This is a genomic window from Mesorhizobium sp. YL-MeA3-2017, assembly GCF_030814575.1.
In the GTDB taxonomy this organism is placed as follows: domain Bacteria; phylum Pseudomonadota; class Alphaproteobacteria; order Rhizobiales; family Rhizobiaceae; genus Mesorhizobium; species Mesorhizobium terrae.
In genome coordinates this window covers 1,952,711-1,968,389 of record NZ_JAUSVH010000001.1, presented here as the reverse complement: position 1 = coordinate 1,968,389, position 15,679 = coordinate 1,952,711, and the positions used below count along the sequence as shown (strand labels likewise).

Below are 15,679 nucleotides of genomic sequence, written 5' to 3'. Positions count from 1 at the left end.
GGCCATGTTGGCCAAAGGGAGAAATGTCATGGGTATCTCAAGGTACGACCCACTCGCCAAAGGTCGGCCGGCCTGGAATGCAGGCAAGCAGGTCGGCGCCAAACGAGCGCTCAAAGTGAAGCAAATCTGGTTGATCCGCTTTTTCCTAGATAGCGAAGGGCGGATGCGCGACCGGGCTTTGTTTGACCTCGCAATCGACAGCAAGCTTCGCGGTTGCGACCTCGTCAAAATGAAGATTGGATCGCTTGTTTCAGGCCCGGCAATAAGGGCCCGATCAATGGTGATCCAGCAGAAGACCGGTCGGCCGGTCCAGTTCGAGATCACCGCAGACACGAGAGCAAGTCTGCTCGCGTGGCTCGAACGTCGTGGTGGCACTATCGACGACTACGCGTTCCCAAGCCGAGTTGACCGCGACGGGCACCTAAGCACCCGACAGTACGCGAGATTGGTCGATGAATGGATTACGGCGATTGGACTGCGCCCTGAGGAATACGGGACACATTCGCTCCGCCGTACCAAGGCGGCATTGATCTACAAGGCTACAGGCAATCTTCGAGCTATTCAGATCTTGCTCGGACACACCAAGATCGAAAACACGGTTCGATATCTCGGTGTCGATATCGATGACGCGCTTACGCTTGCCGAGACAACTGAAATCTGATCCCTGCGGCCTCGCCGAATATAGCGAGGCCGCGTTCAGCAACGCGCCCCCATTACAGACGTTCAGCCTGCCGACCGATGGGCTCGAAAGCTGCCGTCGGTCGTCGTGCAGGGTCGAAAACATGACACTATGCCCCCAACCTAGCCTAGTAAGCATCGTCTTCGACTTCATAATCATCGTCGTTGTCGAACTCGTCCAACTCGAACGTGAAATCGTCGAGGAAATCGTCGCGGACGCGCTGGAGACGGACATTGTCACCGCGCAGCGAGCGGAGGGTGGTGTTGATCGACGTGAACCCGGTAGTGATCGAGAGAAACCGGATTTTCCTAGCTTGTAGCAGCGCAAAATAGGGATCTGCCTCGATGAACGCTGTTGACGGCACAGGATTGATGCCAAGGCCCACGCTCTCATAGGCGTATAGCCACATGCTGCTGCGGAGACCGTCACCGGAAAGCGCGCTATTCCATCTGGTGAAATCGATCGCACCTTCTACGAGTCGAAGATTGGCACACACAGCGGTGAGCAAGGCTACCATCGAGTTATCGATCTCGGTGAGAGGTTCAACACTCGACGCTGAAAGCGGGACCCGCAAACGGGCAGCGAGAAACAAAAACCAGATAATCTCGCCGGTCCGGTTCTCGCGGGCGAGTACGGGCAGCCGGTGTTCAAGGAATTCCGTCAGCTTCGGTAATTCAACGTCGTTGCGCTCGGCTTGGCGCAGCAGCGTGATCTCGACGAGAAACGCGACCAAGCTGGCGTTGCGCCGGTAGGCGGCGATCAAATGGCTTTGGACTTTGGCCCAATTGGTCGTCCGTACGAATGATGCGCGTGCATTCTGGAAAGCATATTTCTCAACATTCGTGTCGGGGTGTGCATCGCAAACCCGTCCGACGCGATAAAAGAAGTGTTGAAATTCTGCGTCGCTGCTTGGACCTCGCGGTACATAAGATCGTACTTCCTGCTTCCAGCCATTATCGTGCCTACTTGAAGTTGGAAGGATCACCGACTTGTCGTTGTTTAGCTCGAGCTCGTACTGTGCAGCAGCTTGGCGAAGAGCCGCGATGAGGTTCTTGCCTGAGTGGTCGGCGCTGCTGCTGATCGTATAGTCGTCGATATAGCGCGAAGCATCGCGCGGACCGATTCCGACCTTGGCACGCAGAGCGACGTCAATCGCGGATGCGACAACTTCCGCGATCAGGCGTGAGCAGTCGGGTCCCACCGGCAGGCCGATGGTCTGGCCGTCCTGCGCATTGCGGCACAACAGGTCGATAAGATTGCCAAAATGCTCCGCACCGCGATTGAGTTTGGCGAACGCCTTGCCGTGGATCGCCCAAGGAATTGCGTGGGTGTAGATCGAGTGAAAGAAGGCGCGAATATCGGCGCCCACGAATTCCTCGCGCCTCGATGAGAGGTCCACGCGAAAGTCGTCGCGCAAATCGATGTTGGGCCGGATCAGGGCGCGCGGCCCGTTCCAGTCGAAGATCGGTGGCGACGAAGATATCCGCGAGCTTTTGGCCGCGGTCCGCATCTTAATATAATTGTCGGCAACCGCCCGAGATAAGAGCAAATAGGCAAGAGGATTCGGTACGCCATGACGGCGATCATCCTTCCCGAAGCGAGGAAAATAGAACCAGCTCGGCTCGGAAATATAGCGGTGGAACGCCGGTTTTCCCCTTATCAGCGGCATTGCTTCGATACCGTCGAGAACCGACTTTCGATATTTCGCTAGGTCATACGAAACAAAGCACGGCGGCAGCTCCGGAGCGAAGTATCCATGGGACAAAAGGCGTCGTAGACGTTCGGATTTTGTCTTTGAAGTCATCGCTCCCCCGAGCCCTTCAGCATGCAATCCTAAGGGCCAAGTCTAGAGGACTATCCCGCGCGCCAATGGCTAGACCATCTGCGCCTTTTGGGAAAGCAGACTTGCGTGCATATTGGCGATTTGCTCCGGTTTGCGAGTACGCTCAAGGCTGTCCAACCATCAAAGTAGAATGTTAATTTCGCTTGGCAGTTGCGATTTGCGTCGGTCGAGAAGGCGTTTTGTGACAGGTCTGCTCGCAATAGAAAAATAGGGGGAACTATGGAGTGGAAGGTGCATAGCTATAGGGTGGGATCGTCCAGCGAGGCCTTCGATTCCATTCCAGCCGGGGCCGATGAACTCGACCAGTTTGTTTCGATGCACCGGCGGAAGATCGAGCCGTGGTTGTCCGCTGTGTTTCAGGCAGAGCACCTCAACTTGCTTCTCGGGAGCGGATTTACGACTGCGGTGGCGTTTTCCGCAGGCGTGGACGCTACCGGTATGGGAACGGCTGCCAGCGCATCCCCGCACGCGAAGGCAATCATGGACCACGCTACCATTAGCGCCAAGAAGATGGGGCGCGGAGAGGCCAACATCGAGGACCAGCTACGTAGCGCAATCGCTGTTCTCGACGGCTTGGATATCATCGATGCCACCGCCGCAAAGGCGGTGCGCGCTGATATTAACAAGGCGATCGAGATATTTCTCTATTCATTGTTGGCGACCGAACGTGGCATTGCGCAGTCAGACAGCGTGCCAGCATCTGCTATGCTACAGTCATTTCTGCTTAGCTTCGCAAGCCGCGCTGCCTCACGTGAGCGCCTGCATATTTTCACAACCAATTATGATCGTCTGATCGAGCGCGGCTGCGACGATGCCGGACTGCGGATCATCGACCGATTTGTGGGTTCGCTGCAACCTTGGTTTCGCAACACACGCATTGAACTGGATTACCACTACAATCCACCCGGCATCCGGGGCGAACCGCGTTTCATGGAAGGGGTGGTGCGTTTTACCAAGCTGCACGGAAGCCTAGACTGGCGTTTCGAAGCCTCTATGCGCCGAATCTATCGCGCTGAGACGCCCTTTGGTGCTGCCGACGATCACCCAAGTCTTCCGGACTCTCCGGTCGACACGGTGATGATCTATCCGAACCCAGCAAAGGACGTCGAGACGACACAGTATCCCTACGCCGAACTTTTCCGCGACTTTGCATCCGCAACATGTAGACCCAATTCCGTGGTTGTAACGTACGGCTACGGTTTCGGTGACGATCACATAAATCGCGTACTGCTCGACATGCTGTCAGTGCCCTCGGCGCATTTGGTTATCATCGCGTTCGACCTCGACGACCGAGTCAAGAACTTCCTCGGTCAGACGCGGCCAGCGCAGGTGAGTTTCCTCGCCGGCAGGCATTTTGGGAGTCTTCAGCGGCTCGTTGATGACTACTTGCCGAAGCCCGCACTCGATTACATTACCGGCCGTATGTCCGAATTGCTGAAGAACCGAGCCTACGCCGAGGCACCGACTGACAATGGTGGAACCCAATGAACTCGCCAATCGAACGGCTTGCCGCACTCGTCATCGGCACCGTCGAGTCTATCTCGTCCGACGAAATCCGCGTGCTGCTCGATCTCGATGCGCCGCAGTCGACCGCGCTCAATACGGGCACTCCGACAAGTTTTCCGCGCCTCAACAGCTATGTGCTTATTCCAAATGAGGCTGGCGCAACCGTTGCTTACGTGACTTGGATCGGCATTGAACGCTCGCCTTATCCAAAGCGATCCGGGCTCAAGGACTTTGGTCTGATCGACTTACCATTTCCGTTGCGGAAGATGGCACTTGCACCAATCGGGACGCTGACCGTGCGCCGCGATCGTCGCGCCGATACCAGCGTGTACGAGTTGAGCCGCGGCGTGATCGCCTTTCCATCCGTTGGTGACCAAGTTCTGATCCCGACGCCGGAACAGATTGCCGCCATCGTGGGGGCGAAGGACAAGGATCGAAGAGTCCGTATCGGTTCGTCGCCGCTGGCCGCCGACACATCGATCATGGTCGACCCCGACAAAATCTTTGGTCGGCACGTTGCCGTGTTGGGCAACACCGGTAGTGGGAAATCGTGTTCAGTCGCCGGGCTGATCCGATGGTCGCTGGAAGCGGCACAAGAGGCGCTAGAAGAAGGCATGCAAGCACCCAATGCGCGCTTTGTCATCCTCGATCCTAACGGCGAATACGCGCGCGCCTTTGAAGATAGGGGCGACAAGGTTCGCTTGTTTAGGGTTCCGCCGGTGAACGCCGAGGTAGGCGAACGGCCGCTTCGTTTGCCGGCCTGGTTGTGGAACGGTCATGAATGGACGGCTGTCTCATTCGCGAGGCCTGGAGCCCAACGTCCTCTGTTGCTACAAGCCTTACGCGATCTTAAAAGCGGCAATCTGGAGGGCATGCCGCCCGAAGCGCTGGTGCGGCGCCACGTCCATTCCTATCGGCTCCTCGTGGACGCATTGCTTTCCCGAGGGCCCGCATCATTCGCCGGCGAACCGGGACCGCGACGCCAATGTGGCGAGCTCTTAGATAACATCGCGACAGACTGTGATGATTTGAGCGCGCGGATCGCAGGCGATCCGCAGGCGCTGCTAACCGACATTGCGTCCTCAGTTCGTGATATCGCGAACAATCGCCGTGGTAATAACGGATGGTTCAATAGTTTCACGGTGCAAGAAATCGAATCCGTACAGACATCGCTTCAAAGCTTCCTGGATGCTGTTGCGGACGGTCTTGTTGCGGCGCAAGTGACTGAGGACGCGCCAATTCCGTTCGATGTGGATATGCTCTCCGACCATCTTGAGCGGATTGCCGCGACCGAAGGCGCAGGGCTAGCCGGTTTCATCAGCACTCTCGGCATGCGTATCCGCGGCATGATGGCCGATCCACGTCTCGGGCAGGTAGTCGGCAGCGAACCCACTCTCACTCTTGATGCTTGGCTCAACGATCTCATAGGCAGCGATGCCTCCGCCAACGGCCAAGTCGCAATTATCGACCTTTCCCTTGTACCGTCAGAGATCATTCATGTCGTCGTGGCGGTTCTTGCACGCCTCGTATTCGAAGCCTTGCAGCGCTACCGTCGGCTGCATCCTCAGGGCCGCCCGCTTCCAACGACGCTAGTGCTGGAGGAAGCGCACAGTTTCGTACGGCGCGGAGCAAACGATGAGGGGCCGGCCGAGAATCCGGCGCAGCTATGCCGCGAAATTTTTGAGAAGATCGCACGCGAGGGACGCAAGTTCGGCCTTGGCCTTATGCTGTCGTCGCAACGCCCATCCGAACTCTCGTCGACCATCCTAGCGCAGTGCAATACGTTCTTGCTCCATCGGATCGTGAACGATCTCGATCAGGCACTGGTTGCCCGACTCGTTCCCGACAATGTCGCAGGTCTACTGAAGGAACTGCCAAGCTTGCCTTCACGACAAGCAGTTCTCCTTGGATGGGCTACACCTATCCCGCTTCTCGTCGAGATGGAGGAACTTGCCGAAGTGCACCGTCCTCGGTCGTCGGATCCCGATTTCTGGGAGGTTTGGACCGGCAAGAAGCCGCGAGCGATCGACTGGCCCAGTCTGGTGAAGGATTGGACTGGTTTATCGCAGGCTTGAAACAGCGCTCCCACTGCATGTGTGCCTTCACCTCCATACGCATATACGGTCGCGGCGAGACCTGAACAGTGGGAGACATGCTCGAATGTCAGAGCAAGGTATGTACTAACGGTCGCGCAACGGGATAGAGGCTGCGAGCAGCCGCCTACCGTCGTACTAAAGTGGTCAGTCTGGGTTGGTCACTTTGCGACATTTGTACTCGGTCCCGGGTGATGTCCGCTTTCCGCACTTTCGCGTCAAGGAGCTGCCCGTCAGCTCCCGGTCCCCAATTCGGACGCGCTATTTGGTTCGAATTGCGAATGAGCCGCCCGGCCTGAATTGTGGGCTGCATGCGAGTTCTCAGCTCCGGCAGACAGCAACTTGTGTCCGTTTTTGTATTTGCCGTATCTGGCATACGCAATCTGAGCGCTGCACCGTTAGCGCTTTCAAATCGTGAGACGACGATGAATCCGCTTCATCTTTGCGTTGATGTCATGGTGCAGGCGTGCAGGATTGCCGTAGCACTAATCACCATTTCTTCGCTCCTCCTCCCTCGCCAATACGAGACCTGTGAAAGGAAGGCTACGAGTGCCCGATAAAAACATCTAACAATTGATTTCCACTTTTTGTTTGCAGCCGGTGCTTGCATCGCTTTCTGCGAAGTGCAGAAGTTGGCGGTGAGGAAACTTTCTGTTGCGCGGGGCGGGCGTGTGAACAGTGTCGAGCCGCATGCGGCTCCAGTCGATACGGGCGTGGTATGCTTGGCGTTGATCGCGCAATATTTGCGGCGACCAGCGGATGCCGATGTCATCCGGCATGATCTTGGACTTGGTTCGGCGGGAGGACCCGCCGGTGTTGATGTTGCAGGCCGCGAAGACATAGTCAGGGCCGCCAAACGCCTGAAACTCAAGGCGCGCGTAGTGCGGCCAGCCGTAAAGCGGCTGGATCGGCTGGCGCTGCCCGTCATCGTCGAGAAGGCAAGCGGCGGTTTTGCCATCCTGGCGGGACTGTCCGCCGACAAGGTGCTTATCCAGGATCCCGCGATCGGTGCCGCGCAGGAACTGTCTCGAGAGGAATTCGAGGCGGGATGGAGCGGCTTTGCCATCCTGATCACCAGTCGTGCCTTTGCCGACGGGTTTGCCCGACGCTTCGATTTCTCCTGGTTCATTCCGGAGATGATCCGTTACCGTTGGGTCTTCGCCGAAGTGCTGCTTGCCTCGTTCTTCGTGCAATTGCTCGGCCTGATCTCGCCGATCTTCTTCCAGCTGGTCATCGACAAGGTGCTGGTCCACAACGGCCTGACGACGCTGGAAGTGCTGGTGATCGGCCTTTCCGTGGTGTCGTTGTTCGAGGTGCTGCTCACCGGCTTGCGGACTTATGTGACGACACACACGACCAGCCGGATCGATGTGGCGTTGGGTGCCAAGCTGTTTAATCATCTCCTGGGGTTGCCGATCGCCTATTTCGAGGCGCGCCAAACCGGGCAGACGGTGGCCCGCGTGCACGAACTGGAGAACATCCGCGCGTTTCTCACCGGCTCGGCGCTCACCGTGCTGCTCGACGTGTTTTTTCTCTTTGTGTTCCTGGCTGTGATGTATCTCTACAGCCCATGGCTGACCTTGATCGTCGTCTGGCCGCATATGAGGCGGAACAGCTCAGTCTCGCGGCCGACATTGCCGCGAAGAAAGTCGAGATCGAGCGCGGCGCCAAAACGCTGGCCGAGCGCCAGAAGCTGGTCAATCTGACCGGCGACCGGCTCGATGTCTTCGAGGAACTCGAAGGCCGTGGCCTCGGCATCAAGTCGCGCACCATCGACGCGCGCCAGAGCAAGCAGGATCAATTGCTGGCGGTTGTCACCGACGAAGGCCACATCGCCGAACTCGGAGCAACCAAATCCGCGCTCGAAGCGCGCAAGCGCGAACGCCACGAAGCCTATCTCGACAAGCTGATGACGGAACTGACCGATACGGACAAGGAGATCGGCACGCTGCGGCAGGATCTCACCAAGGCGGAACTGTTCGAGCGGGCGAGCACGCTGAAAGCCCCGGTTTCCGGCCGCGTGCAACAGGTGGAAATCACCACCTTTGGCGAGGTCGTGCAGACCGGCCAGCGCCTGATGGTGGTGGTGCCCGACGGCACGGCACTCGAAGTGGAAGCGATGCTGCTCAACAAGGACAAGGGTTTTGTGCGCGAGGGCCAGAGTGCCCGCATCAAGCTCGAGGCATTCCCCTTCACCCGCTACGGCACGCTCGATGGCTCGGTGCAGTCGGTCTCCAACGATGCGATTCCCGCCAAGCCGACAGCGGGCACCAAGGAAGCCGCCCCAGACACTGCTCAACAAACAGCCGGACCGCTCGTCTTCCCGGTGCGCATCGCCATGGCGGATACCAGCATCCGCGCCGATGGCCAGGACGTCCCACTAACGCCCGGCATGTCGGTCACCGCCGAGATCAAGACCGGCGATCGCCGTGTCATCGAATTCCTGCTCGATCCACTCATGGAGATGAAAGATGAGGCGTTTCATGAGAGGTGAAGAAAAGCATCGTCGTGACCACATGCAGCCGAAAATTTCCTAAAATCACAGAGATATTTACGATGAATAGCCTCAGACGCGCTATTAACATCTCGTCGAAAAATCCGACAAATATTTCCTTGGATGAGTACAGAGATGCGCTTAGCTTTGTTAAGGTCTCTGAGTTGAAATATACGGATATATATACTAATAAATTTTCTTATTTATTCGGACTCAGAATGTACATTCTGATGAGAAGTTTTATTATTTTTTTCGTAGCGTCAATTTTATTTACGTCTATTTTTACTGCGAGTCCTACCTTCCGCTCGCCCTTCATGGAATTTCCTCTACCAGATTGGCTCTGGCCATGGAATTTTTTATCACGCGATTTTTTCTTAGCGTTAGTGAAAGATAGCCTGTTACCGATGCGAGCAGAAGACATCGATATATATATTAAACTGTGCAGTTACTTGAGTTTTATTTGGATACTATGGGCGGTATCAATGATTTTTATCAATATTGTTATTTCCGGTGGATATGATGTCTCAAAGCCGCTGGTTGTAGTTTTATGTATTACAGCGCTATCGGTGGCCGCTTCGGCATATCCGGCATTCAGGAGTTCAAGTATAGGCCCTTCAGTTCATGATTCTCTAGATCTTATATCAATCAAGAAGGCTTTTCTAATCTCGTTTACGTACTTTTCCATAGTATTTTCTGTAATAATGCTGTTAGTTCAGTTTAAGAGCAGGCCGAAAGTTTGCGATGCAGAAGATGGTGGTGGGTGAAATTTTGTTAAGCATAGAAACTTCCACTTCGAGGCGTATGGTAAATTCACAAATATAAGACGGCATGGAGCGCAATATGTCGAGCAGCATTGGTCCGAGCGTATCAGGTTCGAATGATCGAAACCAGGAACTAGGGAGCAAAGTTCTCGGTTATTCACTGGCGGCGCAAGATGGATTCATTGCGGGCGTTGCAGCTTTTACGAAGAGTGCCGCGCGGACTACGTTAAGCCAGAGCGGCATCTTTCGTCTCAGCAAGAAGAGAGGCGCGCGCCTCGATTGCGGAGCGAACCGAGTCGACAAGCTCATCGGGAAAGCTGTCTGGCAGCGAGCTTATCACGCCATCGGCTTGGCGCATGGCATGCGCTGACAGATCATCGAATATCGCGCGCATGAGAGATTTGCCGACACCGGCAATGTCCGCTGTTTGCACAAAATGGCGAGGCATGATGTCCAGTACCGGGTAGTGCCGGTTCTTGCCAACGGACATAGCCAGCTTGAATTTCTTGCGCTGAATTTGTCCGGCATCAAGGCTCGGCTGCGCCGTCAGCACGTCGTACATGGGCGTCATGCGAAAGCGTCCGCCAGGGTCGAGGAACACGCTGAAATTCTTGGCATGGCCGTCGGTCGCGCCGAGCATCCAGAACACAATGCATGTCCGCATAAAGATGGCGATATCGTCCTCGGGCCTGTCGCTGCCTTTCAGAAGCTGGACAATCTCCCGCATGCCCGGACCGCCATCGGATTGGTATTTGCGTGTAGGCGGTACCGAAAGGGCCTGACAGATATCTTCCTGCGGCAAACGAAGAAGGCGGCCGTCTCTTGCCCACCGACGGTCGAAGCGTTCGACGATCAGGGTACGGCGCCCTCCGAAATCAGCGATCTCCACATTCGCGGCCGGGATGCCAAAACCCTCCAGCAGCTTAAGGCAGAGATACTCGTTCTCGACGCTATTCGAGAGGTCGATCCCGTTGGGAAGCTGTCCGATCTGCGGTTTGAGGATATGGGTGGTCGCAGTTGTGCCGGTAGGCTTGAACCATTGGCCGTCGACACGAAGCAGGGCGGTCTTCTCCTGCGCGCCGGCGATCGAGATGCGAAAATCCTCATCTTCCCCGACACCCAGGGGAGCGCTGGCCAGATTGTTGATGATCTCGCCGATTTCGCCGTCGGCGACGGGTTTCCCATCGACCTGCCCGACCGTTCCCGGATCAGCGCCATCGGAAAGAAATTGCAAGGCGCCGACGCAATCGTGGCCAATGGCTGTCAGCAGGCTGTAGGCATCGGTACCGCCTGCGCCGACACGCTCGGCTACGCGCTTCCTGATGGGCTCATTATCCGGCAGCAGGTTGTCGAACACGTTGATGACGGGCGTGCCGATATAACGGTCCTCGCGCAGAGGCAGCGACAAGGAGACCGGAAAGCCGTGCTCCCAGCCGAGCCATTTGTTATCGTACTTGAAGTCGATAGCGCCTGTAGCTTCCCGGCGCAGCAGCCCGACGAGGCGGCCGTTTAGGAAAACATTCAGAGGCGCGTTTGCTTTCCTTCTCGCCATTAGAAAATATCCTCGATATCGGCAGCGCGCGCTTCGGTACGCGGCCGCACTACAAGCTCAAGGCGGAGAGCGGATAGAGCTTCCATCAGAGTCCGGAGCTGCACAGCCGGCTCGCCGGCCTCAAGGCGCGAAACAGTCCCCTGGCGGAGATGGATTTGCTCACCCAATGCGCCTTGCGTTAGGCCGTACTGTTTGCGGACGCGACGCAGGATGGCGCCGAGTTGTTTTTCCGTGCGGGCGATCTGTCCGTTCATTGGGAACCTCCAGCTGAGAATATACGTGACTCCGTATAAAATTACAATATACGCATTCGCGTTTAAAATGCAATTATACGCGAGTCCGTATAAATGAAAATTATGCGCGGTCACGTATAGATGGAGTTTGAAGTCATAGGCTGTGCAGTCTGTCACACATTCAAAAAATCCGACCCCGAAGAACGAAGCCAACTTTATCGCCAAATTGCCGAACGGGTGTGGAACCCCGACGCCCTTCTGCGTGAGGTGAACGCATGACTAGCCAAAGCTGCCAATGACCATTTGGTAGCGTTTGGAAAAGTGAGCTCGTAGCGAACGTGCAGTCGCGCGCCGCTCGAGCGTCTAGTTTCGGGTTGGTTGTCAAATGGCGGCTATCCGCCGAGCTCGCCCCGATAGCGGACGGACGGCTTCCGGCCCCCGTTGCAGGCGTCACCGACTTGCACGGGTTGCAGAATCGAAAAGAGCGCGGACATACGGAATTCGTCCGTTCGATTATTTCACGAATCTTTCAGCACGGCGTCAGGACATTCATCTGATGCGGGGCACACACTCTCCTCAATGCTGGTCGGCACGGCCATCGAAGAGGAGACGAACATGTTGCAGCCAAGTTTTGCACTCACCGCGATGATGACCGGCTTTGGACTGGGCGCAGGTGCGATTTTCTCGATCGGTCCGCAGAACCTCAAGCTCATCCAGGCTGGAGCCTTGCACAGGAATCCTGCCGTGGTGGCGGCAACGGGATACCTTTCCGAGATCCTCATTGTGATCGCCGGTGTCTCCGGTGTCGGTGCTTTCTTGCAGATAGTGCCTTCGGTCCAGACTGCCATGCAGACCGCAGGTATCGCCTTCGTCATATGGTGTGCGATCAAGGCGTTGAGGTCCGCCGGTAGTGCGAACCGGCCGGAGTGGGCACGAAATGGTGGCGAAACCCGCGGACAGGCCATCGTATCAATGCTGGTCACGACCTGGTTGAACCCACTGGTCTATATCGAGATCATGCTGCTCGTTGGGGTGTTTTCCTCAAGCTACGACAACAGCCTGCGTATCTGGTTCGCACTCGGCTTCCTCGGTGCCTCAGGCGTACGTTTCTGCGGGCTTCCAGCCTTCGGACGCGTCCTTGCGCCATGGCTGCAAAGCCCCCGAGCGCAAGCTTCATTCAACCGTCTCGCCGGCTTGCTGCTGCTGATCGTTGCCGCCTCGCAAGCGGCGGCCATCCTCTGATCGACAGAGGAGAAGGTCATGATCATGCCCGCTACAATGACATCAGCACAGTTCATGCTGGCGATCTTCACCTTCACCGATGGCGCAGCAGATCGTTTCCGATATCCCTCCAAATCGCTGCGTCCTGCGCGATCGGAACGGCGCTTCCACACATTCTGCTGCCTGGCCGTCATCGGCTTGACCGCGTGGAAGCGCCATACGCACGCGAGGGCTGGTGCTAAAGTGCCACTTGGGCCCATTCAGAGCGCCAAAAGCCCCGCAACTTAGTTTCGAGCGCATTCGTGCAGAATAGCCCCATTGTTGTTCTGGAGCCTGGATATGATGAAGTCACAACGTAACAGCTTGCTTCTATCAGACGGCGAGACAACAGCTTTAGTCGACGCCGTTGCTGATATCGCAAAGGCCTATTGGCTTTCGCTTCCTGAACGGCGGACCTACCCGGCAACAAGCGGAGCCGAGACCGAGGCGCTGTTGACCCGTTCTTGGTCTGAGGAGGGGATCGGGCCCGCCGTCTTCGAAAGCTTTGGTCCAATTGCGGATCGATCAAGGCCCGCCGGCGACAGGTTCTTCGGTTATGTATTCGGCTCCGGCGAGCCTGTCAGCGCGGTAAGCGAGCTTCTGGTTGCTGCGCTTAATCAGAACGTTACCTCATGGCGGTCGTCGCCGGCCGCGACGACCATTGAACGCACGGTCATAAGTTGGCTGGCGGACGCGATTGGGTGTCCAGGTCTCAGCGGCAGTCTCTGCGGCGGTGGGTCAACCGCCAATCTGATGGCGCTCGCGATAGCACGCGAGGCCAAATGCTCCGCCAACGAAAATGGAAGTGGCGGCGGCATCGTCTACTGCTCGAAAGAGGTTCATTTCTCGATTCCCAAAGCCATGGCCTTGTTGGGGCTTGGTCGGAAGAATCTTAGGCTAATCGAGACCGATGACGCTCTACGCATGCAACCCGACTTACTACATCGCGCCATAACCGATGACCGCGCCGCCGGCTTGATGCCGATTGCCGTGATCGCAACGACTGGCACGGTCGTCAGCGGCGCGATCGATCCCGTTGAAGAGATCGCCGCGATTGCGAGAGAACAGGATCTTTGGCTGCACGTGGACGGTGCGTATGGCGGCCTCGCTGCTCTTGCGAAGCCTGAGTATTTCGCGGGTCTCTCGCTTGCCGATTCCGTGTCAATCGATGCTCATAAATGGCTCTATCAGCCTGTCGATTGCGGCTGCCTGCTTTACCGGGACCGGAACGCTGCGCGCCGCGCCTTCTCGCAACAGGCGGATTACGTCCGGGTGCTCAACGAGGACCCGATCGAGTCGTTCGTCTTCTTTGACGAGTCGATCGAATTGACTCGACGCTTTCGAGCCCTGAAACTCTGGATGTCGCTGCAGTATCATGGTCGCGCCGCCTTCCGCGCCGCCATTGAGCAAGACCTTGCAAACGCCCAATTGCTGGCCCGCAAAATCGAGGAACATCCTGAACTCGAACTGTTCGCACCGGTTTCGCTCAGCGCGGTTTGTTTCGGTCATCGTGACAAGGACAACGAGGCGCTCCTGCGCCGCTTGATTGCGCGGGGTCGGGTATACCTCTCCAATGCCAGCTTCGGTGGGCGGTTTACGCTGCGGGCCTGCTTCGTCAATCATCGCGCGACGCCGCAGTCCGTCGATCTCATCGTGAGCGAAGTCATCGATGCCGCAAACGAAATCAACGACTAAAGATCGGATCTTGGAGGCATGCCCAATTCGAGAAGAAGACCCGCCAGCCGGTCACGGTAAGCGGCGTCGCGATATCGTTCCGATCGCATGAAGCCGGCCATGCTGTAGCGCGGGAATTGGAGGCGAAGAGTATGGATGATGCCCGATGCCTGCTCCTTCTTTCCGCGCATCGCCAGCGCCAGGGCAAGATTTACAAAGGAGGCAGTGTCGTCCGGCTCCTGTTCAAGGTTGATTATCGCGAGAGCCTCGGCTTTGACGAGATCACCTATCGCCAGCGTCGCCAGCGCCTCGACATAGGTGTACCAACCCGGCGATCGCGGGCTCAATTGCTTCGCTCGGGCGACGAGATCCAGTGCATCTTTCGCCTGGCCCGCATAAACGTGGACGAGCCCGCAATAGGCGATTGCCCAGGAGTCGCTCGGCGAAAGCCCGACAGCCGTTCTGCACGCCGTCAAAGCATCGTCGTGTTTGTCGCGCAGGAATAGAATACCGCCTCGGAGCATATGCGCGGTGGGAAGGTCGGTTGTTATCGCAAAAGCCGCATTGGCCATGCTCTCGGCCGCGCGAAGGCACTCTCCGCGATCGAGATCTGTGTTGAACCGCGCATCCCAGTAGTAGCACAGCCCGAGTTGGATCATTGCGCCGGTATAGGATGGGTCAAGCTCAACGGCCTTCGCAAGCCTGGTTCGCGCCGCGCGCATGGAAATAGCGTTGAATTTCAGGAACTCGGTGCGCCCTGCGCACATCTCGGTCCATGCGGCGAGGGATCTCGTGCCACCTTCCCACAACTGAGCCAATGCGCCGAATGTCAGTTCCGTTTGGGTGGCGACCGCGACCTTCCTCACGATTTCGTCCTGGGCTTCGAACACATGTTCCAGAAGGCTATCGAACGTTTCAGACCAAATCTGTTGCATGGTTCGAGCATCGACGATTTGCACCGAAAGACGTATGCGTTTTCCACTCGCTTGAAGACTCGTTCTCAGAACGAAATCGACACCGGCCGAGGTCGACCAGGTTCTGAGCTCCTGATCTGTTTCGAAATTTGGCGCGGGATGGATCACTGTCAGCTGTGGAATGCGCGACAGTGCGCTCACAAAATCTTCGGTCAGCCCCGACGCCAGCCACGTCAGGGCACCCTCTTGACTAAGGTCTCGGGTTGAGCCGATGGCCACCGTTGAACGCATATTGGATCGGAGAACGTCGGTGGTGGTCTCATCTTTTGGGCTGGCGCAGACATCGAACAGCTTGCTTTCAAGAACATAGCCTCGACCATGCACCGTTCGGACGAGAGTTTCGGCATCGGTCCCTAAGGCCTTGCGAAGATCCTTGACGCACTGCGTCAGCGAGTCGTCAGTTACGATGCGGTCTGGCCAGAGCGCCGCCATCAATTCTTCCTTGGCGATCACGCGATCTGGCTGACCAAACAGGTAGGAAAGAAGCTTAAGCGTCCGGGGTCGAAGCCAAATTTCATTTTCGCCGCGCGTTAAGCGCTCGGCGTCGGGGTCGAAGCAAAAATCGAAGAACCTAATGAGAGGCATACATTCTGTCGCACACCGATGCTCT

At 56.9% G+C, this 15,679-nt stretch carries 13 protein-coding genes and 1 pseudogene; 9 read left to right on the top strand and 5 right to left on the bottom strand.

The genetic code is table 11. The features are described from left to right. Positions 1-28 precede the first annotated feature (28 nt). Positions 29-661 carry a tyrosine-type recombinase/integrase gene (locus QFZ88_RS09155; protein WP_024927059.1) on the top strand — a complete coding sequence of 211 codons (633 nt, stop codon included), beginning with the start codon at positions 29-31 and terminating at the stop codon, positions 659-661. Positions 662-806: 145 nt separating this feature from the next. On the opposite strand, the gene QFZ88_RS09150 is transcribed toward QFZ88_RS09155, so the two are convergent. Continuing rightward, complete coding sequence (locus QFZ88_RS09150; protein ID WP_024927058.1) at positions 807-2,483, bottom strand: RNA-directed DNA polymerase; 1,677 nt, start codon at positions 2,481-2,483, stop codon at positions 807-809. A gap of 258 nt (positions 2,484-2,741) precedes the next feature. Here QFZ88_RS09150 and QFZ88_RS09145 point away from each other — a divergent pair, with 258 nt between their 5' ends. Together QFZ88_RS09145 and QFZ88_RS09140 are read left to right on the top strand one after the other, a co-directional pair. Further along, positions 2,742-4,010, top strand: a complete 1,269-nt coding sequence (locus tag QFZ88_RS09145; protein WP_024927057.1) for an SIR2 family protein — start codon at positions 2,742-2,744, stop codon at positions 4,008-4,010. Further along, entirely contained in the window at positions 4,007-6,103 is a 2,097-nt protein-coding gene (locus tag QFZ88_RS09140) for an ATP-binding protein (protein WP_024927056.1), read from the top strand. Before QFZ88_RS09145 ends, QFZ88_RS09140 begins: the two co-directional genes overlap by 4 nt. A 584-nt stretch (positions 6,104-6,687) precedes the next feature. Here QFZ88_RS09140 and QFZ88_RS09135 read toward each other — a convergent pair. Beyond that, on the bottom strand, positions 6,688-6,900 hold the full coding sequence (locus QFZ88_RS09135; RefSeq protein ID WP_190234589.1) for a hypothetical protein: 213 nt from the start codon (positions 6,898-6,900) through the stop codon (positions 6,688-6,690). Between QFZ88_RS09135 and QFZ88_RS09130 the strand changes: the two are divergent. From QFZ88_RS09130 to QFZ88_RS09120, 3 genes and pseudogenes are all read left to right on the top strand, one after another. Next, a pseudogene (locus QFZ88_RS09130) lies at positions 6,835-7,653 on the top strand (ABC transporter transmembrane domain-containing protein); the annotation flags it as partial. The gene QFZ88_RS09135 and the pseudogene QFZ88_RS09130 overlap by 66 nt on opposite strands. 38 nt (positions 7,654-7,691) lie before the next feature. Beyond that, on the top strand, positions 7,692-8,615 hold the full coding sequence (locus QFZ88_RS09125) for an HlyD family type I secretion periplasmic adaptor subunit (RefSeq protein WP_150978954.1): 924 nt from the start codon (positions 7,692-7,694) through the stop codon (positions 8,613-8,615). Between the two features lie 218 nt (positions 8,616-8,833). Further along, entirely contained in the window at positions 8,834-9,379 is a 546-nt protein-coding gene (locus QFZ88_RS09120) for a hypothetical protein (RefSeq protein ID WP_139116411.1), read from the top strand. Between the two features lie 223 nt (positions 9,380-9,602). Here QFZ88_RS09120 and QFZ88_RS09115 read toward each other — a convergent pair whose 3' ends face one another. Next, positions 9,603-10,928, bottom strand: a complete 1,326-nt coding sequence (locus QFZ88_RS09115; RefSeq protein ID WP_024927007.1) for a type II toxin-antitoxin system HipA family toxin — start codon at positions 10,926-10,928, stop codon at positions 9,603-9,605. After that, a complete protein-coding gene (locus QFZ88_RS09110; protein WP_024927006.1) occupies positions 10,928-11,182 on the bottom strand; it encodes a helix-turn-helix domain-containing protein in 255 nt (84 codons plus the stop codon). The genes QFZ88_RS09115 and QFZ88_RS09110 overlap by 1 nt, the downstream gene beginning before the upstream one ends. 558 nt (positions 11,183-11,740) lie before the next feature. Between QFZ88_RS09110 and QFZ88_RS09105 the strand changes: the two genes are divergently transcribed. The 3 genes from QFZ88_RS09105 to QFZ88_RS09095 are packed head-to-tail and all read left to right on the top strand — an operon-like array spanning position 11,741 to position 14,116. Continuing rightward, positions 11,741-12,403, top strand: a complete 663-nt coding sequence (locus QFZ88_RS09105; RefSeq protein ID WP_024927005.1) for a LysE/ArgO family amino acid transporter — start codon at positions 11,741-11,743, stop codon at positions 12,401-12,403. An 18-nt stretch (positions 12,404-12,421) separates the two neighbouring features. Next, complete coding sequence (locus QFZ88_RS09100; protein ID WP_139116410.1) at positions 12,422-12,670, top strand: hypothetical protein; 249 nt, start codon at positions 12,422-12,424, stop codon at positions 12,668-12,670. Positions 12,671-12,721: 51 nt separating this feature from the next. Continuing rightward, positions 12,722-14,116: a pyridoxal phosphate-dependent decarboxylase family protein gene (locus QFZ88_RS09095; RefSeq protein ID WP_024927556.1), complete on the top strand. Its 1,395-nt coding sequence runs from the start codon at positions 12,722-12,724 to the stop codon at positions 14,114-14,116. On the opposite strand, the gene QFZ88_RS09090 is transcribed toward QFZ88_RS09095, so the two are convergent. Next, the gene (locus QFZ88_RS09090) at positions 14,113-15,654 is read right to left on the bottom strand and encodes a winged helix-turn-helix domain-containing tetratricopeptide repeat protein (protein ID WP_024927003.1); all 1,542 of its coding nucleotides are present in this window, start codon (positions 15,652-15,654) and stop codon (positions 14,113-14,115) included. The two genes, QFZ88_RS09095 and QFZ88_RS09090, sit on opposite strands and share 4 nt — an antisense overlap. Positions 15,655-15,679: the final 25 nt, after the last annotated feature.